Origin of the sequence: Saccharothrix longispora, from assembly GCF_030852425.1 — a bacterium.
GTDB classification, from domain to species: domain Bacteria; phylum Actinomycetota; class Actinomycetes; order Mycobacteriales; family Pseudonocardiaceae; genus Actinosynnema; species Actinosynnema longispora.
Genome location: NZ_NSDM01000003.1, coordinates 179,571 through 205,193, shown reverse-complemented (window position 1 = coordinate 205,193; position 25,623 = coordinate 179,571). Strand labels below are relative to the sequence as shown.

Below are 25,623 nucleotides of genomic sequence, written 5' to 3'. Positions count from 1 at the left end.
CCTGACGCGCGCGCCGCCCCGCGCTGATCGCGGCGCACGTCGGGGACCGGTGGTCGTAGATTGGTGCCGTGAGCGCGACGGGCAGCGGCCAGCAGCCGCGGGTGGTTTCGGGCAGGCAGTCGGAGCTGCTCGGGCTGCTCCGCGACGAGGGTGCGATGTCGCGCGTGGCGCTGGGTGAGCGGTTGGAGCTGCCCCGGGCCAAGCTGACCGCCGAGCTGGCGCGACTGGTCGACGTCGGGCTGGTGCAGGTCGGCGGTCCGGCCGCGTCCCGGGGCGGGCGGCGCTCGACGCTCGTGCACCTGGCCGACGACCTGCGCGTGCTGGGCGTGGACGTGGGCGCGACCTCGGTGACGGTCGCGGTGACCGACGGCCGGTGCGAGGTGCTGGAGAGCCGCAGCGAGGAGTGCGACGTGCGCGGCGGCCCGGCGCAGGTGCTCAGCCGCGTCGCCGAGCTGGCCGACGTCGTCTACGCCAAGGCGGCCGGCACGCTCATCGGCGCCGGCATCGGCCTGCCGGGCCCGGTGAGCTTCCGCGACGGCATGCCGGTCGCGCCGCCGATCATGCCCGGTTGGGACCGCTACCCGGTGCGCGACGAGCTGGCCGGCCGCTGGGGCTGCCCGGTGACGGTGGACAACGACGTGAACGCGATGGCGCTGGGCGAGCGGCACGCGGGCGTGGCCCGGTCGTTGGAGGACCTGATCTTCGTCAAGGTCGGCACCGGCATCGGCTGCGGCATCGTGCTGGGCGGCAAGGTGTACCGGGGCGTGGCCGGCACGGCGGGCGACATCGGGCACATCAGGCTGGACGACTTCGGGCCGGCGTGCGCGTGCGGCGAAGTCGGGTGCCTGGAGGCGTACTTCGGCGGCGCGGCGCTGGCCCGGGACGCCACGACCCTGGCGCGCAGCGGGCGGTCGGTGGCGCTGGCGGGCGCCCTGCACGACAAGGGCGCGCTGACCGCCGAGGACGTCGGCACCGCCGCCGCGGCCGGCGACTTCGCCGCCGCCAACCTGGTCCGCGAGGGCGGGCGCCGGCTCGGCCACGTGGTGGCGTCGCTGGTCAGCTTCCTCAACCCCGGCATGGTCGTCATCGGCGGCGGCGTGTCGAGGCTGGGCCACTCGCTGCTCGCGGAGGTCCGCAGCGCCGTCTACCGCCGCTCCCTGCCCCTGGCGACCGGCAACCTGCCGATCGTGCTGTCGGAGCTGGGCGAGCTGGCCGGCGTGACCGGCGCCGCGTGGTCCGCTACGGACCGCGCCTTCTCCCCGGTGGGCTGATACCCACCAGAGGTCCGAGGTCTGTCGTGCGAACACGTCGCGGCGGGCCGCTCAGCCCTGCCTCCACCACGCGGGAGCGCTCTCACGATTCGGGCAGTGCTCCGATCGCCTCTTCTGTCAGTTCCGTACCGACTTTTGCAACGAATCGACAAAAGTGAGCAGAAGTTCTTGTCAGCGTGCCCGGTTCACTGTCAGGATTCGCCGCAACTCACGGGTGAACGTGAGCTGGACCACCTCCTTTGACCAACCCCTCACCGAAGTGGGAGCCCCGATGCACGCGCAGCCCGAGGCACGGCGCGAGGCGAACCTCGCCCTCCTCCTGCGCACGCTCCGGTCCAGCGGGCCGCTCTCCCGCGCCCAGCTCGCCGCGAGATCGGGTCTTTCCAAGGCGACCGTGTCCCCGCTCCTGACGAAGCTGGAGCACCGCGGCCTCATCGAGACCGCCGGCACCACGACCACCCAGGGCCGGCCCGGCCGGCTCGTGCGGCTGCGCCGCGGCGCGGTGTGCGGGATCGGGCTCGACGTCCACCCCGGCCGGCTCGGCGCGACCGTCACCGACCTGACCGGCGAACTCCACCTGCGCCGCCACGCGACCTGCGACACCACCTCGCCCGACCACGTGCTCGACCGGCTCGCCGACCTGACCCGCACCGCGCTGCGCGACGTCCCCGAGGCCGGCTGGGTCGGCGTCACGGTGGCCGTCCCGGGTCGGGCCGACCCCGCCACCGGCACCGCCACGGCGGTCCGGCTGCGCTGGCGCGGGGTGGCCGTGCTCGACGGGCTCGCCGCCCGCACCGGCCTGCCGCTGGCCAGGTTGGACGTCGACAACGAGGCCAACCTGGCGGCGTTCGCCGAGCACGACGCCGACCCGGTGGACGACCTGGTCTACCTCGGCGGCGGCCGGGACGTGCACGCCGGCGTCATCGCGGGCGGGAGGCTGGTCCGGGGCGCGGCGAACCGCGCGGGCGACGTCGGGCACATGGTCCTCGACCCCCTCGGCGCGCCGTGCGGCTGCGGCAAGCGCGGCTGCTGGGAGACCCAGGTCGGCCTGGACGCGTTCCTGCACGCCGCGGCACCCCGCCACGACCAGGTGCACAACCCGCACCTCCCGCCCGGCGAGCGGATGACGATCCTGCGGACCCGCGCCGAACGCGGCGAGCCGCGCACCCTCGACGCCCTGCACCGCACGGCCGCCGCCCTGGCCACCGGGCTCTCGGTCGTCGCGAGCCTGCTCAACCCGGAGCGCATCGTGCTGGGCGGCTACTTCGCCGCGCTCCAGGACTGGCTGGTGACCCCGCAGCCGTGGGGCGGCACCGCGATCACCGCCTCCGCGCTCGGGTTCACCGCGGGCGGGCGGGGCGCCGCCCTGGCCGCGCTGCGCCGCGTGCTGGACGACCCGACCGTCGTGCCCGTGAAGGAAGGAACCCCCGCATGACCCTGCTCAGGATGACGGGCATCGGCAAGAGCTTCCCCGGCGTGCGGGCCCTGGACGGCGTGGACCTGGAGGTCGCCGAGGGCGAGGTGCACTGCCTGCTCGGCCAGAACGGCGCGGGCAAGTCCACCCTGATCAAGGTCCTCGCCGGCGCGCACCAGCCCGACGAGGGCGAGATCACCTGGCACGGCGCGCGGACGGCCCTGCCGTCACCGGTCGCGGCGCTGCGCCTGGGCGTGGCCACCATGTACCAGGAGCTGGACCTGGTGCCGGGGATCTCGGTGGCGGAGAACGTGTTCCTCGGCCACGAACCGGCCCGCTTCGGCTTCAACCGGACGGGCACGGCGAAGAAGAAGGCCGCCGCCCTGATGGCCCGCCTGGGCCACCCCGAGATCGACCCGGACCGCGAGGTCGGCCTCCTCTCGGCCGCCGGGCAGCAGCTGGTGTCGATGGCCCGCGCCCTGGCGCACGACGCGCGGCTCATCGTGATGGACGAGCCGACCGCCGCGCTGGCCGCCGACGAGGTGGACAACCTGTTCCGCATCGTCGCCGAGCTGACCCGCGACGGCGTCGCCGTCCTCTACATCTCGCACCGCCTGGAGGAGATCCGCCGCATCGGCAACCGGGTCACCGTCCTCAAGGACGGCCGCACGGTCGCCGCGAACCTGCCCGCCGTCACGCCCACCGCCGAGCTGGTCGACCTGATGTCCGGCCGCAAGGTCGACACGGTCTTCCCGCACCGCGACGCGTCCACCGTGGACACCGGCCGCGAGGTGCTGGCGGTGCGCGGGCTCGGCCGGGCGGGCGAGTTCCACGACGTCACGTTCAGCGTGCACGCGGGCGAGGTGCTCGGCATCGCCGGCCTGGTGGGCGCGGGGCGCAGCGAGATCCTGGAGACCGTGTTCGGCGCGCGCAAGCCCGACGCGGGCACGGTGGAGGTCGACGGCGTGCCCATCCGCACGGGCAGCGTGCCCGCCGCGGTGAAGGCGGGCATCGGCCTGGCCCCGGAGGAGCGCAAGGCCCAGGGCCTGCTGCTGGACCTGTCCGTGGCGCACAACGTGACGCTGTCGAGCCTGCCCGCCTACAGCCGGGCCGGGTTCGTCGACCGGGCCCGGGAGCTGCGCGACTCCCGCGCCACCCTGGAGCGCCTGGACCTGCGCCCCGCCGACCCCCGGCGACTGGTCGCCGAGTTCTCCGGCGGCAACCAGCAGAAGGCGGTGGTGGCGCGCTGGCTGGTGCGCGGCTGCCGCGTGCTGCTGCTCGACGAGCCGACCCGCGGCGTGGACGTGGGCGCGCGCGCCGAGCTGTACCGGGTGATCCACGAGCTGGCCGCGTCCGGCGTGGCCGTCGTGCTGGTCTCCAGCGAGGTCGCCGAGGTGCTGGGCCTCGCCGACCGGGTGCTCGTGCTGCGGGACGGCGAGGTCGTCGCCGACCGCCCGGCCGCCGAACTGACCGAATCCGCCGTGCTCGACATCGTGATGGCCGGCAGCGCCCTCGTCGAGGGCGCCGCGACCGAGGAGGCCCTGTGACCGAAGTGCGGGTCCTCGACCCGAAATCCGCCCCGCCCCAGGACCCGCCGAAGCACCGGCGGAACCTCGACCTGCGGCTCACCGGCCTGCTGGGCGTGCTGGTGGTGCTGTGCATCGTCGGCTACGCCACCCGGCCCGACGCGTTCCTCACCGAGGCCAACATCTCCACCATGCTGCGGCTGGCCGCCGCGATCGGCGTGGTCAGCGTCGGCATGACGTTCGTGATCATCAGCGGCGGCATCGACCTGTCCGTCGGGTCGATCGTGGCCCTGTCGAGCGTGTGGATGACGACCGTGGCCACCCAGTCCTACGGCCCGGTGGTGATGGTGCTGTGCGCGCTGCTCGTCGGCCTGGGCTGCGGCCTGGTCAACGGCGTGCTCATCTCCTACGGCAGGATCGTGCCGTTCATCGCCACCCTCGCCATGTACGCCTCGGCGAAGGGCCTGGCCGAACGGCTCTCCGGCCGCCGCACGCAGGTGATCACGGAGACCGGGTTCAGCACCTTCTTCCGGGGTGACGTCCTCGGCATCCCGGTGCTGATCTGGCTGCTGGCCGCGGTGTTCGCGATCGGCTGGGTCGTGCTCAACCGCACCACGTTCGGCCGCCGCACGTTCGCCGTGGGCGGCAACGCCGAAGCCGCCCGCCTGGCCGGCATCGACGTGAAGCGGCACACCGCGCTGGTCTACGGCATCGCGGGCCTGTGCTGCGGCATCGCCGCCCTGATGGTCGTCGCCCGCACCACGTCCGGCGCGTCCACCAACGGCATGTTCTACGAGCTGGACGCCATCGCCGCGGTCGTCATCGGCGGCACGCTGCTCACCGGCGGCCGGGGTTCGCTGATCGGCACGCTGATCGGCGTCCTCATCTTCACCGTGGTGGGCAACATCTTCACCCAGAACAACCTCGACACCGACATCCAGAACATCGCGAAGGGCGTGATCATCGTCGCCGCGGTGCTCCTCCAGCGCACCACCAGCGCCCGCCGCCGCGCGAACGCCACGTGAGCCGTCCGGAAACCCCCGAACCCACCCGACCAACGACGCCCGGGAGTACCTCCATGCCTTCACTCGACCGCCGCCGCTTCCTGTGGGGCACCACCGCCGTCGGCACCGCGGCACTGCTCGCCGGCTGCACCTCCAACGAGTCCGGCAACACCGCGCCCAACGCCGTCGCGGGCAGCTCGGGCGAGAACAGCCAGCCCGGCAAGATGGTCACCATCGGCTTCTCCGCGCCCGCCGCCGACCACGGCTGGATGGCCGCCATGACGAAGAACGCGAAGGCGCAGGCCGACCGGTTCTCCGACGTGACGTTCAAGGCCACCGAGGGCACCAACGACGTCAACCAGCAGATCAGCCAGGTCGAGACGCTGATCAACGACAAGGTCGACGTGCTCGTCGTGCTGCCGTTCGACGGCAAGGCGCTCACCGAGGTCGGCCGCCAGGCGATGGACGCGGGCATCCCGGTCATCAACCTCGACCGCGTCTTCGACACCCCGCTCGCCTACCGGACGTGGATCGGCGGCGACAACTACCGCATGGGCGTCAACGCGGGCGAGTTCATCGCCTCGCAGCTGAAGGCCAAGGGCGTGTCCGACCCGATCATCGGCGAGGTCGCGGGCATCGACTCGCTGCCGCTGACCCAGGAGCGCAGCAAGGGCTTCGGCGACGCCCTCGCCCGCGCCGGCTTCAAGGTCGGCCCGCGCGTCTCGGCGTCGTTCACCTCCGAGTCCGGCGAGCAGCAGACCGCCAACCTGCTCCAGTCGGCGAGCAGGCTCGACGCGCTGTGGAACCACGACGACGACCAGGGCATCGGCGTCATGGCCGCCATCGACAGCGCGAGCCGCACCGAGTTCATCATGGTCGGCGGCGCGGGCTCGCGGAACATGATGGACCTGATCAAGGCCGACAGCGGCGTCATGAAGGCGACCGTGCTCTACAGCCCGTCGATGGCCTCCTCGGGGATCGCGCTGGCCCGCCTGCTGGGGCAGACCAAGGGCATCGGCGACCTGGCCGAGCACGACATCCCCGCCTCGATCACGACCTACTCCGCCGTCGTGACGAAGGAGAACGTCGACCAGTACCTGGACGTCGGCTTCGACTCCTGACGTCGGACACCACCGCTCGCTCGAAAGGCTGCTGATGACGGAAGAGATCGGCGTGGGCATGGTCGGCCACGCGTTCATGGGCGCGGTGCACTCGCACGCCTGGCGAAGCGTCCACCGGTTCTTCGACGTGCCGCTCACGCCCCGGCTCGCCGCCCTCGGTGGACGTGACGCGGTGCGTGCCAAGGAGGCGGCCGACAAGTACGGCTGGGCCGCCGTGGAGACCGACTGGCGCGCGCTGGTCGCCCGGGACGACGTGCAGCTGGTGGACGTGTGCACGCCGGGCGACACGCACGCCGAGATCGCGCTGGCCGCGCTGGCCGCCGGCAAGCACGTGCTGTGCGAGAAGCCGCTGGCCAACTCCGTCGCCGAGGCCGAGGAGATGGCGGCGGCGGCGTCGGCGGCGGCCGAGCGCGGCGTGCGCTCGATGGTGGCGTTCAACTACCGGCGGGTGCCGGCGCTCGCGCTGGCCCGCAGGCTGGTGGCCGAGGGTCGCATCGGCGACGTGCGGCACGTGCGCGCGGTGTACCTCCAGGACTGGCTGTCCGACCCCGAGTCGCCGATGACGTGGCGGCTGCGGCGGGAGAAGGCCGGCTCGGGCGCGCTGGGCGACCTCGGCGCGCACATCGTGGACGCCGCGCAGTTCGTCACCGGCGGCCTGATCACCGGGGTCAGCGCGACGACGGAGACGTTCGTCAAGGAGCGCCCGGACGGCGCGGGCGGGCGCGACGAGGTGACCGTGGACGACGCCGCGGTCTTCCTGGCGCGCTTCGACTCCGGGGCGCTGGGCACGTTCGAGGCGACCCGCTTCGCGCTGGGCCGCAAGAACGCCATGCGGCTGGAGGTCAACGGTTCGCGGGGCAGCCTCGCGTTCGACTTCGAGTCGATGAACGAGCTGTCGGTGTTCTCGTCGGACGACGGCCCGGAGTCCGGCTTCCGCCGCGTGCTCGTCACCGAGGCCGACCACCCCTACGTGGGCGCGTGGTGGCCGCCGGGCCACCTCCTGGGCTACGAGCACACGTTCACCCACGAGGTGGCAGACCTGCTCACCGCCATCAGCGAGGGCGTCGACCCCGCGCCGAGCTTCGCGGACGGCCTGCGGGTGCAGCGCGTGCTGGCGGCGGTGGAGGACAGTGCGGGCCACGGGTCCGCGTGGACCACGATCGGAGACACCCGATGAGCCGTCCGGTCACGCTGTACACCGGCCAGTGGGCCGACCTGCCGTTCGAGGAGGTGTGCCGGCTCGCCGCCGGGTGGGGCTACGACGGGCTGGAGATCGCCTGCTCCGGCGACCACTTCGAGGTGGACGAGGCACTCGCGGACGACGACTACGTGCCCGCGAAGCGCGAGGTGCTCCGGAAGCACGGCCTGGAGGTGTGGACGATCTCCAACCACCTCGTCGGCCAGGCCGTGTGCGACGACCCGATCGACTTCCGCCACCAGGCCATCCTGCCCGCGCGGATCTGGGGCGACGGCGAACCCGAGGGCGTGCGGCGGCGTGCCGCCGCCGAGATGGCGGACACCGCGCGTGCGGCGGCGAAGCTCGGGGTGGACACCGTCGTCGGCTTCACCGGGTCGAAGACGTGGAAGTACGTGGCGATGTTCCCGCCCGTGCCGCAGGCCGTGATCGACGAGGGCTACACCGACTTCGCCGAGCGCTGGAACCCCATCCTCGACGTGTTCGACGAGGTCGGCGTCCGGTTCGCGCACGAGGTGCACCCGTCCGAGATCGCCTACGACTACTGGACGACGAAGAAGGCGCTGGAGGCGGTCGGCAACCGGCCCGCGTTCGGCCTGAACTGGGACCCGTCGCACTTCGTCTGGCAGGACCTGGACCCGGTCGGCTTCATCCTCGACTTCGCCGACCGGATCTACCACGTCGACTGCAAGGACACGAAGAAGCGCTTCGACGGCCGCAACGGCCGCCTCTCGTCCCACCTGGCGTGGGCCGACCCGCGTCGCGGCTGGGACTTCGTCTCGACCGGCCACGGCGACGTGCCGTGGGAGGAGTCGTTCCGCGCGCTGAACGCGATCGGCTACACGGGTCCGATCTCGGTGGAGTGGGAGGACGCCGGCATGGACCGGTTGAGGGGCGCGGAGGAAGCGGTCGACTTCATCCGCAAGCACCTGTTCGACCCGCCCGCGACCTCCTTCGACGCGGCGTTCAGCGCAGAGCGCTGAGCACGCGCGCCCACCGGACCACCGCCCGGTCCGGTGGGCGCGGCCGTGCCCACGTGGCGCGGTCGGGGCGCAGGGGACCGGGTCGGCTGTCGGTCGTTCGACCGGCAGCCCGCGGACGCGCCCGCGGGTACCTTGCGGCCGAACCACAGCACACCCAGGGGGAGCACCATGACGACCACCCGCCGCGTCCTCACCGGGCTGGCCACCGCAGGTCTGCTCGTCTCGGTCCTCGGGGCGGGTTCCGCCACCGCCGCGACCAAGGGCAAGATCTACATCTCCAACAACTGCGGCAGGGCGGTCTCCACCACGATCCACCGCACCGACGGCTCGATGATCGCGGGCACCGCGGCCGCCCCGGCGGGCAGCTACTACGGCTACCCGGTCCACCCCGGGACCTACCAGGTCCGCGTGCCCGCCGGCGTCCGGAACGTGCAGATCCTCGACCTCGGCTCCAGGGCCCACTCGGCCGTCGTCAGGGCCTGCTGACCCCTGCCGGGGGGCGCTCCGGGCCGGCCGGCCCGGAGCGGCTCACCACGCGGCGCCGGGGTACTCCGCGTGCACGTCACCGTCGAACAGCCGCCAGTAGAAGGCGTTCACCCTCGCCGCGACGGGCGCGTGCCGGGTCAGGATCGCGGCCACGTGCGGGGGCACGTCGTCCGGCACGCCGTCGGTCGCGCACCGGAGCACGTACTCGTCGCGCGCGGCGGGGACGCGCTCCGCCGGCACCCCGCACACCGCGGTCACCAGCCAGTTGACGAGGCGCGTGGCGGCGTAGTCGACGTCGTGGCCGGCGTTGCGGCGGACGAAGTCGCGTTCGGCGGCCGACAGGTCGAAGTCCGGCGACGTGGCCAGCCCGAAGTCGGTGAGGAAGACCCGCCCACCGTCGGTGCGCATGTTGCCGAGGTGCCCGTCCATGTGCAGCAGCCGCCGGTCGCGCAGGAAGGTCGTGATCCGCAGCAACTGCCGCTCGACCTCCTCGGCCCGGCCGGCCGGGTCCTCGTCCAGCAGGACGGACACCGGGTGCGCGACGTGCTCGAAGAACAGCACGAGGCTCGCCGGTGCGCGGGCCAGCGCCTCCAGGCGGGCGCGCACGGCCGGGCTGCCGTCCAGCGCGGCGACCACCGCCTCCGCGTCGGCGTGCTCGGCCGCGACGGGCGGCCGGCCGGGCAGCACCCGCCAGTGGTGCAGCAGCGGGAACGCGTCGGCGTCGCCGGACAGGACCGCGTCGGTGACGATCCGGTTCGCGGCCAGTTCGCGCCAGGCGTTGAACCCCGGGCTGACGACGCCGTACTGGCAGAACGTCGGCAGGTCGAACAGGTTCGCCGTCGAGCGCGGGTGGGCGAGTTCCCGGTCGGTCAGCGGGACGCGCTTGGCGAACACCGGCGTGCCGTCGACGTCGAGCACCGCCGTGCCGCCGCCCACGCCCGCGGTCACGCGCCCGCCCTCCAGGAGCGCGGCGAGGTCGGCGTCGTCCCACGACGCGAGCAGCGCCGAGAGCCTCCGGTGGTGGGCACGCCTGGTGGCCGTCATCGGCCCAGCATGCCGGCGGCGGCCGGTCCCTTGACCGGTCCAGCCCGCGCACCTAGGGTCGAAACGATCGCTGTTGTCGCGAAAATTTCGGGGGTCCTTCGGTGCGCCACCCCAACCCGATCCTGCCCGGCTGCCACCCGGACCCGTCGATCTGCCGCGTCGGCGACGACTACTACCTGGTCACGTCGACCTTCGCGTACTTCCCCGGCCTGCCCGTGCACCACAGCCGGGACCTGGTGTCGTGGCGGCTCGTCGGGCACGTGCTCGACCGCCCCTCCCAGCTCCCCCTGCACGGCATCGGCCCCTCCAAGGGCCTCTACGCGCCGACCATCCGCCACCACGACGGCGTCTTCCACGTCGTCTGCACGCTCGTCGACGGCCACGGCCCGAGCGGCAACTTCCTGGTCACCGCCACCGACCCGGCCGGACCGTGGTCCGAACCGCGGTGGCTCGACGTGGACGGCTTCGACCCGTCGCTGTTCTTCGACGACGACGGCCGCACGTGGCTGCACGGCTGCCGCGAGGTCCCGTCGGACCGACGCGGGCGGACCGAGGTGTGGCTGCGCGAGCTGCGCGACGGGGGACTCGGCCCCGAAACCGTGATCTGGACGGGTTCCACGCCCGACGCGGTATGGGCCGAGGGACCCCACCTGTACAAGGTGGATGGTCACTACGTGCTGGTGTGCGCCGAGGGCGGCACGGACGTCGACCACGCCGTCGTGGCCGCCCGGTCCCGCTCGATCACCGGCCCGTACGAGGGGCACCCGCGCAACCCCGTGCTCACGCACCGGGAGCACGGCCGCGACCACCCGATCACCGGCACAGGCCACGCCGACCTCGTCACCACCCCCGACGGCGACTGGTGGGCCGTGCTGCTGGCCATGCGCCCCTACGGCGGCTACTTCTACAACCTCGGGCGCGAGACGTTCCTCGCGCCCGTGCGGTGGGTGGACGGCTGGCCGGAGATGGACCCGGTGGAGGAGACCGTCGAGGCGCCCGCCCTGGAACCGCACCCGTGGCCGGACGTCCCCGCGCGCGACGACTTCGACGCGGGCGCCCTGGACCCGTCCTGGTTCGCGCTGCGCACGCCCGACGAGCCGTTCTGGTCGTTCGACCGCCCCGGCCACCTGCGCCTGCCGCTGAGGCCGGAGCAGGTGACCGACCTGGTCACGCCGAGCCTGGTGTGCAAGCCCCAGCGGCACCGCGACTTCGCGTTCGAGTGCGCCCTGGACTTCGAGCCCGGCGCGGCGCACGAGTCGGCCGGCCTGGTCGTGCTCCAGGACAACGACAACCACCTGCGCCTCACCCGCGACGGCGACGTGCTGCACCTCGTGCGACGCCTGAAGGGCGTCGACGAGGTGCTGGCGACGACCCCCGTCACCGGGCCGCTGCTGTGGCTGGCCTTCCACGCCCGGGGCCAGGACCACCAGGCCCGGTACGCCACCGGACCCGATGCCTGGCGCGATCTCGGCGACCCGGTCGACGGGCGTCCGCTGAGCACGCCGGTGACGGGTGGTTTCACGGGTGTGCACCTGGGGCTCTACGCGAGCGCCAACGGCCGGGAGAGCACGGCGGTCGCCGACTTCGACTGGGCCGAGTACCGCGAACTCAGGTGACCGCGACCCTTGCACCGGTGGGAATGGCGCCGGGGCGTCGCGGCAGGCGGTGCCTGGCTTCTCGTCCGGGCGAGTCCGGTGATGGGGGAGGCCGGCCGGTCACGTCGCCTCATCCCGTGCCGGGGAACCGGCAGGTTTGTCGCGGGTGTCGGCGAGCCGGGCGAACGTGGTGGTGATCTGCTCCCGGTGGAAGGTGGCGAGGCCATCGGGCGATCGGGTGGTCACCTGGTCGGGGTCCATGAACGCCACGTGCATGGCGGTCAGCGCCGCCACGCTCGCGGTGTAGGCCGGGTGGTCGCGTAGCAGTTGCTTGACGCAGGGAACGACCAGGATCGGCACGTCGGTGGCCAGTAGTTCGTTGAGCAGGCCGAGGGCGAGGTTGTCGCTGATGCCGTGCGCCCACTTGTTGATGGTGTTGAAGGTCGCCGGTGCGACGAGCAGCGCGTCGGCGCGGGGGAGCGGGTCGCGCTGTCCGGGCAGGCCGGGCTGGGATCTGACCGGTGTTCCCGTCCGGTCGGCCACGTCGTCGAGGTTCACCCATGAGGCTGCCGTGGGGGTGGCGATCACGCACACCCGCCAGTCGGCGGCGTGGAGGGACTCGATCAGCCGGTCGATGCCGAGGACGGGGGGTGCGGCTGTGACGACCAGGTAGACCGTGCGGCCGGTGCCGTTCATGCGAGCACGCCGATCCGCTGGGCCAGGCTGCGCAGGCCGGGTGTTCTCCTGTGCTGCTCGCGTGCCATGAGTTCCCGCACCAGCGTTCGTCCGGCCCGGTGCGTGCGCAGCAGTTGCGGGCGACGCGTTCGGTCTCCAGCAGGTGGATCACAGCCAGCGGGTCCTCGCCGGGTTGTGCGTGCGCCCAGGCGTTGTCCAGGTGGAACCGTCCGACCTTGATCCTCGACGTCGTCACCGCGCACCCCTGTACGTCGTCCCAGCGCGACGACGCGGAGACCTCCACAGGGCGACTCGGTTTCATCACACATACAGCGGCCGGTGCGGGTCGTTGATCGGGTGTCGGTGACGGGATGTCCGTCTCGTAGTTGCCGGATCATCCGGAAGGGTCTGCTTGGTGATCGGCTCTGGTGGTTATGAGGTAGACGGCCAGTGCGGTCAGTGACGGGCCGTCGGTGATGTGCCCGGCTGCGATCAGGTCGGGCAGGTCGGCTGTCGGGACCCACTCGACCCGACTGGCTTCGGCGGTATCGGGCGCACCCACCAGGGTCGCGGATGTGACCAGGTAGACGCGGTATCGCTGGGTGCTGATGCCGGTCATGGGGCTGTAAGTGACCAGGGGCGTGACCGTGTCGGATTGGTACCCGGTCTCTTCACGGACCTCGCGGACGACGGCGGTGACGGGGTCTTCGCCATCGTCGGACCAGCCTGCGGGGATTTCCCACCCCCAGGTGTCGGTGGTGAAGCGGTGTCGCCACAGCAGCAGGACACGGTCGTAATCGACTACCACCGCCCCGACGGAGGCACGGGGGAAGCGAAGGACGTGGTGCTCGAAGCGCGGACCGCCGGGAATTTCGACGTCGTCGAGGTCGACGTTGACCCACTCGGAGGCGTAGACCCTGTGGGTGCCCCGGACCATCCACTGTGCCGGACTCTCAGTCACGCGTCGCCTCCTGGAGCCGGGCGTCCAAGCCCCGCGTGTTCGCGGAGCCGGTGGAGCGGATTACGTGGACCCGGATGGCTTCCGCCCGGGTCAGGATGGGGTCGACCATGGTCTTGTCGGCCCAGTCCAGCGCGCTGATGGCCACCCGTGCCGCCTCGTCCGGTTCGTTGTCGTGGAGATGGCATTCCGCCAGATCCAGTGCGAGCAGTGCCCTGCCTTTGACGTCAGTGGCGGCGCGTCGTTCGAGCGCGGAACGCAGCAGCGGCGCGGCGTGTTCCGTCCGGCGCAGCAGGAGGTGGGTGGTGCCCGCCATGCCGTCCAGTCGGGCCGCGTCGAAGAAATCGGTTCCGGTGGGCGGGTCACTGATGGCCTGGGTGTGGTGGTGGGCGTCGTCGAGCGCCTTGAGACCGGCCTGCGTGTCGCCCAGCGCGGCCGTGGCCCGCGCCAGTAGGGCGCTGATCCACGCCCGGCGCCGCGGGCTGGACGCCGTGCCTTCGCGATCGGCGCGGACCAGCAACTCGACCGCTGCGCGGTGGTCACCCTTGAAGAACGGGCCGAGCGAGTGGACCGCGAGGACCCAGGCCGCGAGATCGGGGGACTCCGCTTCGCGGGCCGCCGACCCGGCCACGTCGAAGTACCGGCACGCGTCGTCGTGGCGGTTGAGGTCGAGGAGCAGGTGGCCTGCGACGCCCGTCAGCACTCCCAGCAAGACCGCCACACGACGGTGTACCTGCTGCGGCTGGGGATGTGCGAGCACGTCGTTGAGCCGAGTGATCTGGCCGGACACCGATGGCCACAGAACGCCCGGAGGGATAACCGGATACTGCTGGGCGTACCCGTAGGCGGCGCGTTCCATGTGATCCAGTGCTATGCCGTCGATGCCGGATCGTGTCAAGGCATCCGCCAGAACCCAGGGATCGACGTCCATCGAGAGCGGGGGAGACAGTACCTCCTGGGCCTGACCTGTTCTGGGGGATACCCGACGCTGTTTGCCGTGATTTGGGGAGTCGATTCCCGGCGGAGTCTTTCCTGCTCGCTTTTGCTCTCTTCCCGGAGTGTTACCAAAGCCCCCTCTGCGTCCAAGGCGCGGTCGATGGCCTTGACGATCTCCATGGAGGGGAGGTTGTGGTCGGCACGTTCGGCCAGTGAGACGTATTGCCTGGTGTAGCCGATCTTCTGGGCCAGTTGTGGTTGGCTGAGGCCGGCTTGGGTGCGGCGTCGGCGGATCTCGCGGGCGAGTCGGACACCGGCGGGTTCGGTGGTGTCGGGGTGTTCGTCGTCGCTCATGTCGCCTCCGCCCGCGCCAGGGGGGCAAATAGGGGGCAAATACCGCGTGTCGTGGTTTGCGTTGTTCCCTGATCGTACCGGTCGTGGTTGGAATGCGTGTGCACCGATTCCGGTGTTTCGAAAGGGGTGGATGGTGGATGCTGACCATGGCGGGGCGCGGGCCCGGTCGGGTGTGCGGTTGCTCGGTGACGTGGAAGTGGCGGGGTTGCGGTCGGAGTTGCGGGAGGTGGTGGAGTACCGGGAGTCGGGGTTGAGCCTGAACTGGATCGTCGGGTGCCCGTTGGACTGCGGGTACTGCGTGCGGCACCTGTTCGGCAACTTCGGCATGAAGGTGCCGCGTGCGCTGCTGCCGGACGAGGACGCGGTCCGGGCGCTGGTGGGACACCGGTTCTTCCGGCCGCACGTGACGCCGGTCCAGTTGCTCAACCGGGCGACCGACCCGATGCTGCCCGCGGTGAAGCCGCACCTGTTCCGCGTGCTGCGCCTGCTCGACGAGCAGGGTTGACCAACCACGTGCTGGTGATCACCCGGTGGCGGGTGGAGCCGGAGGACTGCGCGGTGCTGGACGCGTTGCGGAACCTGAGGGTGACCTTGTTGGTCACCCATTCGGGGATCGAGGACGAGCGGGTCGAGCCGGTGGACTCGGGCATCGCTGCACGATCGCTGGAGACGGCGTTCGCGCACGCGGAGCGGTTTCGGGTGGTGTTGTACTGGCGGCCGATCGTGCCCGGCCTCAACGACTCCGACGCCCACGTCGCACGCGGTCTGGAGTTGGGCCGGCACGCGCACGCGGCGGTGTTCACCGGCCTGTTCTACCGCGACGAGATCCGCGCCTACTACCGCGACCACGGCCTGCCGAACCCTACGAGGACCAGGCGCGGCGCAAGATCCTCCCCGAGGCGTTGGAGACCCGCATCCTGCTGGCCGCGGCCGGACGACCGGCGGGGGATGCGGTGTTGTTCCGCAAGACCTCCTGCGCGGTGGCCTACGCCCACCGGATGCCGGACTACAACGGGCACGTCGGCATCCGGGAACTGTGCGACATCTGTCCCGCAGCCCAACTGGACCGCTGCGACGCCGCGCGGACACCACCCGACCCGGGTGCGGTCGCGGCGATGGCGGCGGGGTTGGGCGGCAGGCTGGTCGCGGTCACCGACCGGGCCGTGGTCGTCGACGGCCTGGACGAGCGACACCGGTACTTCATGCAGCACGGGCTCGGGTTCCAGGTGCACGACGCGACCAAGCCCCACCACCCGCACCGGCACGGCCGCGCCGACCTCGGCTGGCCCACCACCCTGGAGGCGTCATGACCACCCCACCCACAACGCTGCCGGACGCTCTGCTCGGCCGTCCGCTGGTGGTGGTCGACGTCGAGGGCAACGGCGGACAACCGCCACGCATCGTGGAGATCGCCGTGCTCCCGGTCGACGACCGCCCGGTCACCGGGCGGGACCTGCGGACCTGGCTGGTGCGCCCCGCCGAGCCGATCACCGTCCACGCCCGCCGCGTCCACGGCATCGCCGACGAGGACGTCGAGGGCAGGCCGTTGTGGCACGGGGTGGCGGGGGAGGTGGCGCCGCTGCTGGAAGGCCGGACGTTGCTCGCGCACAATGCCACCACCGAGTACCGGGTCCTCGGCGCACACCTGCCCACGTGGCGACCGCCGATGGTGCTCGACACGCTGCGGTTGGCCCGTCACGTCTGGCCCGGCCTGCCCGGCTACGGCCTGGACACCCTCACCGCCCACGCCGCCCTGGACACCGCCGACGTCGCCGGGCGGCACCCGCACCGCGCCGGCTACGACACCTGGTGCGTCTGGCAACTGTTCCGGGCACTGCTCGCCGACAGCGGCCTGGACTGGGACGGCCTCGTGCGCGCCGCGGCGCTGAAGGACTTCCTGCCCGCCGACGAGCCGGAGGAGGGGCTGTGGTGACCTCGGAGGTCGAGAAGCCGGTCGTGGTGGCGGTGACGGGCACGCACTCCACCGGCAAGTCCACCTTCCTCGCCCGGCTGGCCCACGAGCTGCGCCGCGCGCACCTCCAGGTCTGCACGGTGGCGGACCTGGGGGAGCAGGCACAGCGGGTCGGGTTGCCGATCCTGCGCAACCACACCTGGGCCTCCACCCTGTGGATCATCACCCGGGGCATCAGCGACGAGCTGGAGGCGTGGCTGCACGGCGACGTCGTCCTGGTCGACCGCGCCGTCCCCGACGCCCTGGGCTACTACCGCGCCGCCCTCGCCGACCGGGGCGAACACCCCGACCCCGCGGTGCACGCCCGCCTGGAAGGCGTGGTCCGCGACCACAGCGTCCACTACGACCTGCTCTACCGCACCACCCTCGACCCCGACATCCCCCTGGGCACCGACAAGCACCGCGACCCCGACGCCGACTTCCGCCGCCTGGCCGACCACCACGTCGGACAAGTACTCCACGACCTGCGCCTGCCGCACCGGCTGCTGCCCGCCGACGGCCACGACCACGCCCTCGAAGACACCCTCGGCTTCGTCCTCGACCGACTCGCCCACACCACGGCGGCCCAGCCGTGACACCCGACGCCCGGCCGGCGCACACCCACACGCGCGACGGGACACCCCTCCGCCCGCTCGCGGGCGACCGATTCCGGCCCGCCTTACCGGCTCGTGTCACACCGAACCGGACCAGAGCCCGATCACCGCCGCCGACGACCGCGTCGCAGCACCCGAGCACAACCGAGGAACGTCCATGGACACCGATGAGAAGACCACGCCGCCGCGGCTGAGCACCGCTCGCAGCCGCGAACTCGGCGAAGAACTGCGCCGCATCCGCCACCGTGCCCGCCTGTCCTCCGCTGTCGTCGCCGAAAGCCTGGGCTGGTCGCTGGGCAAACTCAGCAAACTCGAAACCGGCACCCGCAGCACCAGCCCTTGGGAAATCGCCACCCTCATCGGCCGCTGCGCCGCCGCCATCACCACCTACGAACCGCTCACCGTCCCCGCCCTCGCGCAGACCCGCACCTACGCCCGGGCCCTGATCGGCGCGGAAGACCTGGCCGACGCCCGCATCGCGAGGCAGGAGGTGCTACGGCCCGACGGCGGTCCCACCACCGTCTTCTACATCCACGATGCTGCCCTGCGCCTGGTCGTCGGCGACCGCGCCGTCATGCGCGACCAGTTGCTCCACCTGACGCTGCCGGCCGGTCAACCCAACGTCACCGCCCACGTCATCCCGCTCACCGCACCAGCCCACCCCGCCCTGCTCCACCACACCACGCTGCTGACCTTCGATCCACCCACACGCCCTCTCGCCTACAGCGAGAACGGCACCACCACCGTCTTCCACGACAACCTCGCCGAGGTCGAGCACTGCCGGCGCCGGATGCGCGAACTGCACGCACGGGCACTCCCGGCCGCTCAGTCCCGTGAAGTCGTCGCCCACTGGGCCGACGCCTACGACAAGAGGACCCGATGACCGCTACCAGGTGACCGGCAGGGCGCGCAGGCCGTAGATCGGCGCGTCGAACGTGAACTCGACGTCCTCGAACGGCACGGCCAGGCGCAGGCCGGGCAGGTCGGTGACGAGGGCGCGCAGCGCGACCCGCATCTCCAGCCGCGCCAGGAGGTGGCCGATGCACTGGTGCACGCCGGTGCCGAACGCCAGGTGCCGCTTCGCCCGGCGGCGGCGGAGGTCGAGGTGGTCGGGGTCGGGGAACTCGGCCGGGTCGCGGTTCGCGGCGAACAGCGAGGCGATGACGCCGTCACCCGGGCCGAGCCGCCGGTCCGCCACCTCGGTGTCCGCCCTGACGGCCCGCACCACGCCCTGGTGCACGGGGCTCAGGTAGCGCAGCAGCTCCTCGACCGCGTTGTCCACCAGGCGCGGGTCGGCGACCAGCGCCTCCCACCGGCTGCGGTCGCGCAGCAGGGCGAGCACGGACAGGGCGATCGAGTTCGCGGTGGTCTCGTGCCCGCCCACCAGCAGCAGGACGGTCATGCCGACGGCTTCCTCGTCGGTGAGGGTCGGGTCGGCGACCAGGCGGCTGACGAGGTCGTCACGCGGCCCGGCGCGGCGGGTCCGGACGAGGTCGGCGAGGTAGGCGTGCAGCTCGTCCAGCGCCGCCTGCACCTGCTCGGCGGCCAGCGCCCGGTTCAGGTGGGCGCGGCTGCGGGTGGAGAAGAACTCCTGGTCCGCCACCGGGACGCCGAGCAGCAGGCAGATCACGTCGGACGGGACGGGCAGGGCGAAGCCGGTCACCAGGTCGGCGGGGCGCGGGCCGGTGCGCAGTCCGGTGAGGCGGTCGCGGGTGATGCGCTCGACGTGCGGCTCCAGCGCGGCCATCCGGCGCACGGTGAACTCGCCGGTCAGCATCCGCCGGTACCGGGTGTGCTCGGGCGGGTCGGTGACCAGGAAGCTGCCGGGCGCGGCCTTGCGGTCCACCACCGGCCGCAGTTGCGGGAAGCCCGGCGTGCCCGGGTCCGAGCCGAAGCGCTCGTGGTCGCGCAGGACGGCCCGCACGTCGGCGTACCTGGTCAGCAGGTGCGACCGCTGGCCGTGGCGCAGCGACACCGGGCACGCGGGGGAGGTGTCGCGCAGTTCGGCGAACGGCGCGGGCGGGTCGAACCCGGGGTGGCGCGGGAACGGGTAGTCCACGTGATCGACCTTAGCCCCGCCGGACCGACGTGGGCGGCGGCGAGCCGCCGGTGCCGGGGTCAGCGGCGTTCGGCGGTGATCATGAGCCGGAGGTGGGCGGGGTGCCAGGTGGCCGGGGTCGGGTCGTCGGCGAACGCGGTCAGCAGGTCGGCGGCGGTGCGCAGGCCCAGGCGGCGCAGGGCGTCGGCGGTGGCGCGGGCCCGGTCGCGCAGGGGTGGTGCCAGGTGGCGCAGGCCGCGGTGGGCCGCTTCCGCGCACACCGCCAGGGCCGAGTCCACTGTGGACGTCAGCGGGTCGGGGGTCGGGGGTTCGCCGGTGCGCAGGGACGTGGCCCCGGTCGCCAGGTCGGGGACCACCAGGCCGGTGGGGGTGAGCACGGCGATCGGGTCGATCACCAGGCCGCCGCGGAACCGGCGCAGCTCGCCGCTCACGTGCGTCGCGGTCGGCAGGGCCCCGGCCAGGGCGTCCAGCGCGGCCGGGCAGTGGGGGCGGTGGGTGGCGGAGATGGTGGCGGTGGCGCCCGCGCCGTCGGTGACCAGGGCGTCCAGGCGTTGCGCGCCGGGGTGGTAGGCGATCCGCTCCACCCCGGCCACGCGCACCACCCGCACCAGCTCGGCGGCGACCCTGGGGCGGACGACGCGCGGCGGCAGGGCGTCCCACTCGTCGCCGGCGGCGGTCAGGTCGCGGACGACGAGGCTGTCCGGCAGCGATTCCCAGGAGCGGCCCAGCGGGGTGACCGACGTGGTCGACGCCCGCGCGCCCACCCGGACCAGGCGGCCCGCGCTGCGGGTGGCGGACTCCGAGACCACGGTCGACGCGGCCAGGTCGGCCAGCGACGCGCCGCTCAGCCTGCGCCCGGCCAGGTCGTGGCCCGTCGGGCGCTCCCCCTCGCCGACCGGCCAGTGGTGCCGCCGCACCAGCACCGTGCCGCCGTCGGCGAAGAACACCTCGACCGTGCGGTCCTCGGCGGTGGCGTGCACGCGGCAGCCCAGCGCGGTCAGGCGGACGCGCCGCAACGGCGTCTCGGCGGCCTCCTCGGTGCCGAGCACCTGCGAACGAGGGCCGGTCGCGCGCGCACGGGCGTGCAGCTCGGTCAGCAGTCCGGCCACGTGCGCCGGGTCGTGGTGCGCGCTGCGCGCCCGGTACGCCCGCAACGCGCCCGCCAGCTCCTCCACCGCCAGCGCCGGCCAGTGCAGGCGCGCGGTCACCAGGTCCGCCCGCGCGCGGTCCAGGGCGGCCTCGAACACCGGGTTCGCGGTGGCCGCGCCGTCGAGCAGCAGCACGTCCGCCAGGCCGAGCACCGCGTCCATGCCGCCGGCCGCGTCGTCCGCCGAGCCGCCGACGTCGAACCGCACCACGTCGTCGGTCAGCCCGCGCTCGTCGGCCTCGCGGAACGCCCACACCGCGAGCGCCGCCCACTGGTCGCGGCCGGCCGCCGCCGCGTCCGTGTGCACGTACCCGAGTTCGCCGGGCACCAGGAACCGCACCGTGCACGACGGCAGCTCGGCCGTCGCCACCGGGTCGGCGGCCGTGGGCCTGGTCAGCCGCACGGGCAGCCCGGCGCGGTGGACGCGGCGGGCCGCGGTCAGCACCCGGTCGCCGAGCAGGTCGCGCAGCCGGTCGTCGGTGATGGCGCCGGGCGACCACGGGCTGAACGCCGCCTCGCCGTGCTCCCGCTGGTAGGCCAGCACGACCGCCACCCGGTGCCGGCACACGCCCGCCGCGCCGCACGTGCACGACGCCCGGTCCAGCCCGGCGCCCGGTGGGAGCGCGACCTCGACGCCGTCGGCGAACCGGCCCGTCACCGTGCCGCCCTCGACGCCCAGCACCGGCCCGGCGCCCGCGTCCAGTTCCTTGGTCGCCCGTTTCACCAGGCCGCGGTTGGCCAGGGAGGCCAGCGCGTCCGCGGTGAGCGCGAGCAGGTCGGCGCGCATCAGCCCATCCTCTCCGCGACGAACTCGACCAGCTGCCCCGGTGTCATCGCGCCGACGTGCGCGCCGACGTTCGCCAGCCGCTGGGCGAGGTCGCGGTCGTAGACGGGGTTCGCGTCCTCGTCCAGCGCGGCCAGCCCCAGCACCTGCGTGCCCTGCTCCACGAGCCCGCGCACGGTCCGCACCAGGTGGTGCGCGTCGCCGCCCTCGAAGAAGTCGGTGACCACCGCGACGATCGCCCGCCGCGGGTTGTCCACCAGGCCCGCCGCGTACTCGACCGCGCGGGCGATGTCCGTGCCGCCGCCCAGCTGCACCTTCATCAGCAGCTCGACCGGGTCCGTCACGTCCGACGTCAGGTCGACGACGTTCGTGTCGAACGCGACCAGGTGCGTCGTGAGCCCCGGCAGGCCCCACAGGCACGCCGCGGTCACCGCCGAGTGGATCACCGAGCCGGCCATCGACCCCGACTGGTCCACGACCAGGACCAGTTGCCGGCGGTCGACGTGCCGCCGGGTGCGCGAGGTGAACCGCGGGCGTTCGATCAGCAGCCGGCGCTCGTCCGGCTGGTAGTGGGCGAGGTTGGCGCGGACCGTGCCCCGGAAGTCGAAGTTGCGCGACAGCCTGTGGTTGCTCGGCCGGCGCGACCGGGTGCCGGTGAACGACTGCCGCACCTCGCGGGCCAGCCTGCGCACCAGGTCGCGCACCACGGCCTCCACGATGCGCCGCGCCATCGCCAGCACGTCGGGGTTCATCAGGTGCTTGGTCCGCAGCACCGCGCGCAGCAGCGCCGCGTTCGGCTCGATCCGCTCCAGCACGCCCGGGTCGGTCACCACCTCGGTGATGTCGTACCGCTCGACCGCGTCGCGCTCCAGCCGCTCCACGGTCTCCTTGGGGAACAGGCGGTGCACGTCGTCCAGCCAGTCGACCGTGGTCAGCACCGAGTCCCCGGTGCCGCCGGTGCGCACGCCCCGCTCCACCAGGTCGGGGTCGCGCCCGTAGAGCCACTCCAGCGCCGCGTCGCGCCGCGCGGCGTCACCGGCCAGCCGCCCGGTTGCCGCCGACGCGGGTTCACCGAGGATCAACCGCCACCGCTCCAGGTCGCTCACGCCAACCCCTCCCGCACGAGCACCGCGTCCACCTTCGCCTCCAGCGCGCGGGCCTCCGCGACCAGCAGCGGATCGACCGACGTGCGCACCAGCGCCCGCGCCGAACCGCCGGAACCGCGGCGGGCCAGGAGCACCGAGGCGATCGCCTCCCGCTCCGCGGGCGGGAAGTGCGCGAACGCCTGCCGCAGCGCCGGGAGCGCGACCAGGAAGTCTTCTTCGGACAGTTCGCCGACGACCTCGTCCAGCGCGCCGACCACGGCCTCGTCCGTGAGGACCTCCTGGCGCGCGACGGCGAACAGGCCCGCGAGCCAGTCGCCCAGCGTCGAGGGGGCCGCCACGTCCCGCACCACGGCCACGTGGTCCGGCGGTGGGCCGTCGAGCGACCAGGCGAAGCCGAACGCCGCGCCGCGCAGGTCCGGCGGAGCGCCGGCGGTCGCGGCCACCCGCCGCATCACGGCGACCGCCCGCGCCCGGTCGACCTCCAGCGCGCCGGCCGCGTGCACCAGGGCGTCGCGCGTGCCCACGAGTGCCCGCAGCCTGGCCGGATCGGCCGGGGCCGGACCGCCGCGCACGCCCTCCGCCAGCCACAGCGCCCTGGTGACCGCCGCGTCCAGGACACCGCCCAGGACGGGGCTGCCGGCCGAGCCCAGCAGCCAGTCGTGCCGCCACAGGCCCAGCACGTCGGTCAGCACCGCGCCCAGCGCGCCCAGGTCGGCCGCTCGGGCGACCTCGAGGGTCAGGGTGTCGGTCACGGTCGAGGAGAGGGTGTCGACGCCGCAGAGGGCCGCGTCGAACAGGAGCCCGGCCAACGCGGCCACGCCCGCGTGCGGCACCCGGTCGTGCAAGGCGGCGGCCGCGGCCTCGGCGAGCGTCGCCCCGTGCGCGGCGGCCTCCACCAGCGCCGGCAGCCGGGTGTCGACGGGTTCGAGGTGCCACCGCTCGGCGGCCACCGGGTCACCGCCGCCGGACGGGCCGGACCGCCGGTGGAAACCGGGTACGCCGAGCACCCGCAACCGGTGCAGGACGCGGCTGCGGGTCAGGTCGCGAGGATCGGTCAGGTCCAGCGACACGCGGCCCGCACCGTCCAGGCCGAGCCGCGACAGCTCCGCGCCGACGTCGCCCACCAGCGGCGGGGTGGGGGTCGTCGGGTGCAGGCGGCCGACGCGGTCGCCGCTGAGCGCGGCCACCACCTCCACCACCGCCGGGTGGGTGCCCACCGCCAGCGGCCCGCGCGCCGACCACGGCGGCGGCTGCGCCAGGTCCTCCGAGACCAGCGCGCTCACCAGGCCGTCCAGCACGTCCACCCGCGAGGGGTGCGCGTGGCCGCGCAGCCGGGCCAGGCCCTCGGCCTGCGTGCGGGCGGCGATCAGGTCGGCGGTGGACACCGGCTGCCGCCGCTGCCGCAGCCGCGCCACCACCGACTCGACCAGCGCCGTCGCCGCGCCCGCCGCCCCGTCGGTCCACAGCCGGTGGTAGTACTCCGGTGACGGCATCCCCGACTGGTAGCCGGTGAACGCGTCCAGCCGCTGGTGCGAGTACGGCACCAGGTAGCTCGCCCCGCGCGCGCCCGGCGGGGGAGCGGGCACCTCGGGCCACGCGTCGCCGCCGGTCCGGACCAGCTCCCGCAGTGCCGGGGTGTGGAACCCGCCGGTCACCACGACCACCGGCCGGTCGCCCGCGTCCGCCACCGCCGCGCGCACCCACGCCGCCATGTGCGCCTCGCGCGCCGCGTCGTCGTGCCCGACCTCCACGGCACCGACCTCCACGTCGCCGTTCAGGGGTCCGCCGATCCGGGTGTCGCCGATCCGGGTGGCACCGCGCACCAGGTCGAAGTAGGCCGTCAGCCGCTCGGCGAGCCCCTCCGGGTCGGCGACCTCCACCAGGTGGTCCCACAGCGCGTCCACGTTGTCCACGGCGAACTCGCGGCACAGCCGGTCGACGACCTCCGCGTACCGCAGCTCGGCGTCGGCGTACCGGTTGCCGCGCTCGGCGAACGCCGGGTGCCACGCGGGCAGGTCGATGAACGACACCCGCGCGCCGACCTCCCGGCCGGTGGTCAGCGCCAGCCACTCCGGCGAGTAGTCGCAGAACGGCGTCCACGACGCGTGCGACCGGTCGCCGTCGCGCAGGTAGGTGAAGATCGCGATCGGCAGCTCGTGGCCGAGCAGCAGCTCGTCGAGCCGGCCGTTCACGTCCGCCGGTCCCTCGACGAGCACGTGCGCGGGTCGCAGCTCCCGGATCGTCGACGCCACCAGCCGCGCGCACGCCGGGCTGTGGTGCCGGACGCCGACGAAGACGGCGCCCATCAGCCCGGCAGCAGGTGGCGTGCCCGGTGCAGGGCCTGCCACTGCTCACCCGTGCGTCGCGGCACCTGCTGCTCCAGGTAGCGCCGCAGCCGGGCCAGGTCGTCCGCGTTGTCCTTGGCCGCGGTCCCGGCCAGGCACTCCACGACGTCCGCGGGCGACCCGGCCTCGCCGCGCAGGTACCAGCCGCGCAAACCCACCGCGTGCGCCACCGACACCGCCTCGGCCGTGCTCATCACCGTGGACAGCCGGTCCGCCGGCTGCCCCGCGCCGCGCAGGTCGCGGAACGTGCGCACCAGCACCTCCAGCACGTCGCGGCGCGGCGGCACGCCCACCCCGGACCGCTCCAGCAGCCTCGTCGACTCCTGCTCGACCAGTTCCAGCTCGGTGCGGAAGTCGGCGATCGGGAAGACGGTCTCGAAGTTGAACCGCCGCTTGAGCGCGGCGCTCATCTCGTTGACGCCCCGGTCGCGGGTGTTGGCGGTGGCGATGACGGTGAACCCGTCGCGGGCGAACACCATGCCGTCCGGGCCGGGCAGCTCGGGGATCGCGACGACGCGCTCGGACAGCAGCGACAGCAGGCTGTCCTGCACCTCCAGCGGGCAGCGGGTGATCTCCTCGAACCGCACCACCTTGCCCTCGGCCATGCCGCGCAGCATCGGCGCGGGCACCAGGGACCGCGACGACGGCCCCTCGGACACCAGCAGCGCGTAGTTCCACGAGTACTTGACCTGGTCCTCGGTGGTCGCCGCGCCGCCCTGGATGGTCAACGTCGACTCGCCGCTCACCGCCGCCGCGATCAGCTCGGAGAGCAGCGACTTCGCGGTGCCCGGCTCGCCCACCAGCATCAGGCCGCGGCTGGTGGCGAGGGTGACCAGCGACCGGTCGATCAACGACGGGTCGCCGACGAACTTCCGGCTGATCCCGGCGCGCTCGTCGCCCACGATGAACCGCCGCGCCGCGACCAGGCTCAGCGCCCACCCCGGCGGGCGCGGCGCCGTGTCGTCCTCGCGCAGCCGGGCCAACTCGTCGGCGAACCGCACCTCGGCGGGCGGTCGCTGGAGCTGCGGGTCGGTCATGCTCGTCTCCCGGTGGTG

24 protein-coding genes are annotated in these 25,623 nt (G+C 73.4%); 14 read left to right on the top strand and 10 right to left on the bottom strand.

What is annotated here, in order from left to right; all coding sequences use genetic code 11:
* The first annotated feature begins 155 nt into the window (after positions 1 to 155).
* The 8 genes from CKY47_RS08860 to CKY47_RS08825 all read left to right on the top strand — a co-directional run bounded on the left by CKY47_RS08860 (position 156) and on the right by CKY47_RS08825 (position 9,000).
* Positions 156 to 1,271, top strand: coding sequence for an ROK family protein (locus CKY47_RS08860; protein ID WP_306745543.1), 1,116 nt, complete (start codon positions 156 to 158; stop codon positions 1,269 to 1,271).
* A 271-nt stretch (positions 1,272 to 1,542) separates the two neighbouring features.
* Positions 1,543 to 2,706: an ROK family transcriptional regulator gene (locus CKY47_RS08855; protein WP_306745190.1), complete on the top strand. Its 1,164-nt coding sequence runs from the start codon at positions 1,543 to 1,545 to the stop codon at positions 2,704 to 2,706.
* Positions 2,703 to 4,232 (top strand): sugar ABC transporter ATP-binding protein, encoded by a 1,530-nt coding sequence (locus CKY47_RS08850; RefSeq protein ID WP_306745189.1) that lies wholly within the window; start codon positions 2,703 to 2,705, stop codon positions 4,230 to 4,232. The genes CKY47_RS08855 and CKY47_RS08850 overlap by 4 nt, the downstream gene beginning before the upstream one ends.
* A gap of 5 nt (positions 4,233 to 4,237) precedes the next feature.
* A complete protein-coding gene (locus CKY47_RS08845) occupies positions 4,238 to 5,236 on the top strand; it encodes an ABC transporter permease (RefSeq protein ID WP_371320648.1) in 999 nt (332 codons plus the stop codon).
* A 53-nt stretch (positions 5,237 to 5,289) separates the two neighbouring features.
* Positions 5,290 to 6,336 (top strand): substrate-binding domain-containing protein, encoded by a 1,047-nt coding sequence (locus tag CKY47_RS08840; protein ID WP_306745187.1) that lies wholly within the window; start codon positions 5,290 to 5,292, stop codon positions 6,334 to 6,336.
* A 34-nt stretch (positions 6,337 to 6,370) separates the two neighbouring features.
* Positions 6,371 to 7,513, top strand: a complete 1,143-nt coding sequence (locus tag CKY47_RS08835) for a Gfo/Idh/MocA family protein (protein WP_306745186.1) — start codon at positions 6,371 to 6,373, stop codon at positions 7,511 to 7,513.
* Positions 7,510 to 8,514: a sugar phosphate isomerase/epimerase family protein gene (locus tag CKY47_RS08830; protein WP_306745185.1), complete on the top strand. Its 1,005-nt coding sequence runs from the start codon at positions 7,510 to 7,512 to the stop codon at positions 8,512 to 8,514. Before CKY47_RS08835 ends, CKY47_RS08830 begins: the two co-directional genes overlap by 4 nt.
* Before the next feature lie 168 nt (positions 8,515 to 8,682).
* Entirely contained in the window at positions 8,683 to 9,000 is a 318-nt protein-coding gene (locus tag CKY47_RS08825) for a hypothetical protein (RefSeq protein ID WP_306745184.1), read from the top strand.
* 42 nt (positions 9,001 to 9,042) lie between these two features.
* On the opposite strand, the gene CKY47_RS08820 is transcribed toward CKY47_RS08825, so the two are convergent.
* The gene (locus tag CKY47_RS08820; RefSeq protein ID WP_306745183.1) at positions 9,043 to 10,044 is read right to left on the bottom strand and encodes a protein kinase family protein; all 1,002 of its coding nucleotides are present in this window, start codon (positions 10,042 to 10,044) and stop codon (positions 9,043 to 9,045) included.
* Positions 10,045 to 10,145: 101 nt separating this feature from the next.
* Here CKY47_RS08820 and CKY47_RS08815 point away from each other — a divergent pair, with 101 nt between their 5' ends.
* A complete protein-coding gene (locus CKY47_RS08815) occupies positions 10,146 to 11,660 on the top strand; it encodes a glycoside hydrolase family 43 protein (RefSeq protein ID WP_306745182.1) in 1,515 nt (504 codons plus the stop codon).
* A 99-nt stretch (positions 11,661 to 11,759) separates the two neighbouring features.
* On the opposite strand, the gene CKY47_RS08810 is transcribed toward CKY47_RS08815, so the two are convergent.
* The 4 genes from CKY47_RS08810 to CKY47_RS08795 all read right to left on the bottom strand — a co-directional run bounded on the left by CKY47_RS08810 (position 11,760) and on the right by CKY47_RS08795 (position 14,562).
* The gene (locus tag CKY47_RS08810) at positions 11,760 to 12,335 is read right to left on the bottom strand and encodes a flavoprotein (protein WP_306745181.1); all 576 of its coding nucleotides are present in this window, start codon (positions 12,333 to 12,335) and stop codon (positions 11,760 to 11,762) included.
* A gap of 373 nt (positions 12,336 to 12,708) precedes the next feature.
* Positions 12,709 to 13,275: an NUDIX hydrolase gene (locus tag CKY47_RS08805; RefSeq protein WP_306745180.1), complete on the bottom strand. Its 567-nt coding sequence runs from the start codon at positions 13,273 to 13,275 to the stop codon at positions 12,709 to 12,711.
* Complete coding sequence (locus CKY47_RS08800; protein WP_306745179.1) at positions 13,268 to 14,203, bottom strand: NsdA family TPR-like regulatory protein; 936 nt, start codon at positions 14,201 to 14,203, stop codon at positions 13,268 to 13,270. Before CKY47_RS08800 ends, CKY47_RS08805 begins: the two co-directional genes overlap by 8 nt.
* Positions 14,167 to 14,562, bottom strand: a complete 396-nt coding sequence (locus CKY47_RS08795; RefSeq protein ID WP_306745178.1) for a helix-turn-helix transcriptional regulator — start codon at positions 14,560 to 14,562, stop codon at positions 14,167 to 14,169. The genes CKY47_RS08800 and CKY47_RS08795 overlap by 37 nt, the downstream gene beginning before the upstream one ends.
* Before the next feature lie 133 nt (positions 14,563 to 14,695).
* On the opposite strand from CKY47_RS08795, the gene CKY47_RS08790 reads away from it, so the two are divergent.
* The 5 genes from CKY47_RS08790 (at position 14,696) to CKY47_RS08770 (ending at position 18,010) form a co-directional block, all read left to right on the top strand.
* The gene (locus CKY47_RS08790; protein ID WP_306745177.1) at positions 14,696 to 15,067 is read left to right on the top strand and encodes a hypothetical protein; all 372 of its coding nucleotides are present in this window, start codon (positions 14,696 to 14,698) and stop codon (positions 15,065 to 15,067) included.
* Between the two features lie 397 nt (positions 15,068 to 15,464).
* Positions 15,465 to 15,872 carry a hypothetical protein gene (locus tag CKY47_RS08785; protein WP_306745176.1) on the top strand — a complete coding sequence of 136 codons (408 nt, stop codon included), beginning with the start codon at positions 15,465 to 15,467 and terminating at the stop codon, positions 15,870 to 15,872.
* On the top strand, positions 15,869 to 16,495 hold the full coding sequence (locus CKY47_RS08780) for a 3'-5' exonuclease (RefSeq protein WP_306745175.1): 627 nt from the start codon (positions 15,869 to 15,871) through the stop codon (positions 16,493 to 16,495). The genes CKY47_RS08785 and CKY47_RS08780 overlap by 4 nt, the downstream gene beginning before the upstream one ends.
* Positions 16,489 to 17,109: an AAA family ATPase gene (locus CKY47_RS08775; protein ID WP_306745174.1), complete on the top strand. Its 621-nt coding sequence runs from the start codon at positions 16,489 to 16,491 to the stop codon at positions 17,107 to 17,109. The genes CKY47_RS08780 and CKY47_RS08775 overlap by 7 nt, the downstream gene beginning before the upstream one ends.
* A gap of 175 nt (positions 17,110 to 17,284) precedes the next feature.
* The gene (locus CKY47_RS08770; protein WP_306745173.1) at positions 17,285 to 18,010 is read left to right on the top strand and encodes a helix-turn-helix domain-containing protein; all 726 of its coding nucleotides are present in this window, start codon (positions 17,285 to 17,287) and stop codon (positions 18,008 to 18,010) included.
* Between the two features lie 3 nt (positions 18,011 to 18,013).
* Here the strand turns inward: CKY47_RS08770 and CKY47_RS08765 are convergent, their stop codons facing one another.
* The 5 genes from CKY47_RS08765 to CKY47_RS08745 are packed head-to-tail and all read right to left on the bottom strand — an operon-like array spanning position 18,014 to position 25,605.
* The gene (locus tag CKY47_RS08765) at positions 18,014 to 19,186 is read right to left on the bottom strand and encodes a cytochrome P450 (protein WP_306745172.1); all 1,173 of its coding nucleotides are present in this window, start codon (positions 19,184 to 19,186) and stop codon (positions 18,014 to 18,016) included.
* A gap of 59 nt (positions 19,187 to 19,245) precedes the next feature.
* The gene (locus CKY47_RS08760; RefSeq protein WP_306745171.1) at positions 19,246 to 21,120 is read right to left on the bottom strand and encodes a YehQ family protein; all 1,875 of its coding nucleotides are present in this window, start codon (positions 21,118 to 21,120) and stop codon (positions 19,246 to 19,248) included.
* The gene (locus CKY47_RS08755; protein WP_306745170.1) at positions 21,120 to 22,223 is read right to left on the bottom strand and encodes a VWA domain-containing protein; all 1,104 of its coding nucleotides are present in this window, start codon (positions 22,221 to 22,223) and stop codon (positions 21,120 to 21,122) included. The genes CKY47_RS08760 and CKY47_RS08755 overlap by 1 nt, the downstream gene beginning before the upstream one ends.
* Positions 22,220 to 24,529, bottom strand: a complete 2,310-nt coding sequence (locus tag CKY47_RS08750) for a DUF5682 family protein (RefSeq protein ID WP_306745169.1) — start codon at positions 24,527 to 24,529, stop codon at positions 22,220 to 22,222. Before CKY47_RS08750 ends, CKY47_RS08755 begins: the two co-directional genes overlap by 4 nt.
* Positions 24,529 to 25,605, bottom strand: a complete 1,077-nt coding sequence (locus CKY47_RS08745; protein ID WP_306745168.1) for an ATP-binding protein — start codon at positions 25,603 to 25,605, stop codon at positions 24,529 to 24,531. Before CKY47_RS08745 ends, CKY47_RS08750 begins: the two co-directional genes overlap by 1 nt.
* Positions 25,606 to 25,623: the final 18 nt, after the last annotated feature.

What these genes read in the sequence shown, in the direction of transcription:
- CKY47_RS08745 (WP_306745168.1), bottom strand. Translation starts at nt 25,605, where the DNA reads ATGACCGACCCGCAGCTCCAGCGACCGCCCGCCGAGGTGCGGTTCGCC.
- CKY47_RS08855 (WP_306745190.1), top strand. Translation starts at nt 1,543, where the DNA reads ATGCACGCGCAGCCCGAGGCACGGCGCGAGGCGAACCTCGCCCTCCTC.
- CKY47_RS08825 (WP_306745184.1), top strand. Translation starts at nt 8,683, where the DNA reads ATGACGACCACCCGCCGCGTCCTCACCGGGCTGGCCACCGCAGGTCTG.
- CKY47_RS08795 (WP_306745178.1), bottom strand. Translation starts at nt 14,562, where the DNA reads ATGAGCGACGACGAACACCCCGACACCACCGAACCCGCCGGTGTCCGA.
- CKY47_RS08780 (WP_306745175.1), top strand. Translation starts at nt 15,869, where the DNA reads ATGACCACCCCACCCACAACGCTGCCGGACGCTCTGCTCGGCCGTCCG.
- CKY47_RS08760 (WP_306745171.1), bottom strand. Translation starts at nt 21,120, where the DNA reads ATGCGCGCCGACCTGCTCGCGCTCACCGCGGACGCGCTGGCCTCCCTG.
- CKY47_RS08830 (WP_306745185.1), top strand. Translation starts at nt 7,510, where the DNA reads ATGAGCCGTCCGGTCACGCTGTACACCGGCCAGTGGGCCGACCTGCCG.
- CKY47_RS08835 (WP_306745186.1), top strand. Translation starts at nt 6,371, where the DNA reads ATGACGGAAGAGATCGGCGTGGGCATGGTCGGCCACGCGTTCATGGGC.
- CKY47_RS08850 (WP_306745189.1), top strand. Translation starts at nt 2,703, where the DNA reads ATGACCCTGCTCAGGATGACGGGCATCGGCAAGAGCTTCCCCGGCGTG.
- CKY47_RS08860 (WP_306745543.1), top strand. Translation starts at nt 156, where the DNA reads ATGTCGCGCGTGGCGCTGGGTGAGCGGTTGGAGCTGCCCCGGGCCAAG.
- CKY47_RS08820 (WP_306745183.1), bottom strand. Translation starts at nt 10,044, where the DNA reads ATGACGGCCACCAGGCGTGCCCACCACCGGAGGCTCTCGGCGCTGCTC.
- CKY47_RS08810 (WP_306745181.1), bottom strand. Translation starts at nt 12,335, where the DNA reads ATGAACGGCACCGGCCGCACGGTCTACCTGGTCGTCACAGCCGCACCC.
- CKY47_RS08840 (WP_306745187.1), top strand. Translation starts at nt 5,290, where the DNA reads ATGCCTTCACTCGACCGCCGCCGCTTCCTGTGGGGCACCACCGCCGTC.
- CKY47_RS08800 (WP_306745179.1), bottom strand. Translation starts at nt 14,203, where the DNA reads ATGGACGTCGATCCCTGGGTTCTGGCGGATGCCTTGACACGATCCGGC.
- CKY47_RS08770 (WP_306745173.1), top strand. Translation starts at nt 17,285, where the DNA reads ATGGACACCGATGAGAAGACCACGCCGCCGCGGCTGAGCACCGCTCGC.
- CKY47_RS08750 (WP_306745169.1), bottom strand. Translation starts at nt 24,529, where the DNA reads ATGGGCGCCGTCTTCGTCGGCGTCCGGCACCACAGCCCGGCGTGCGCG.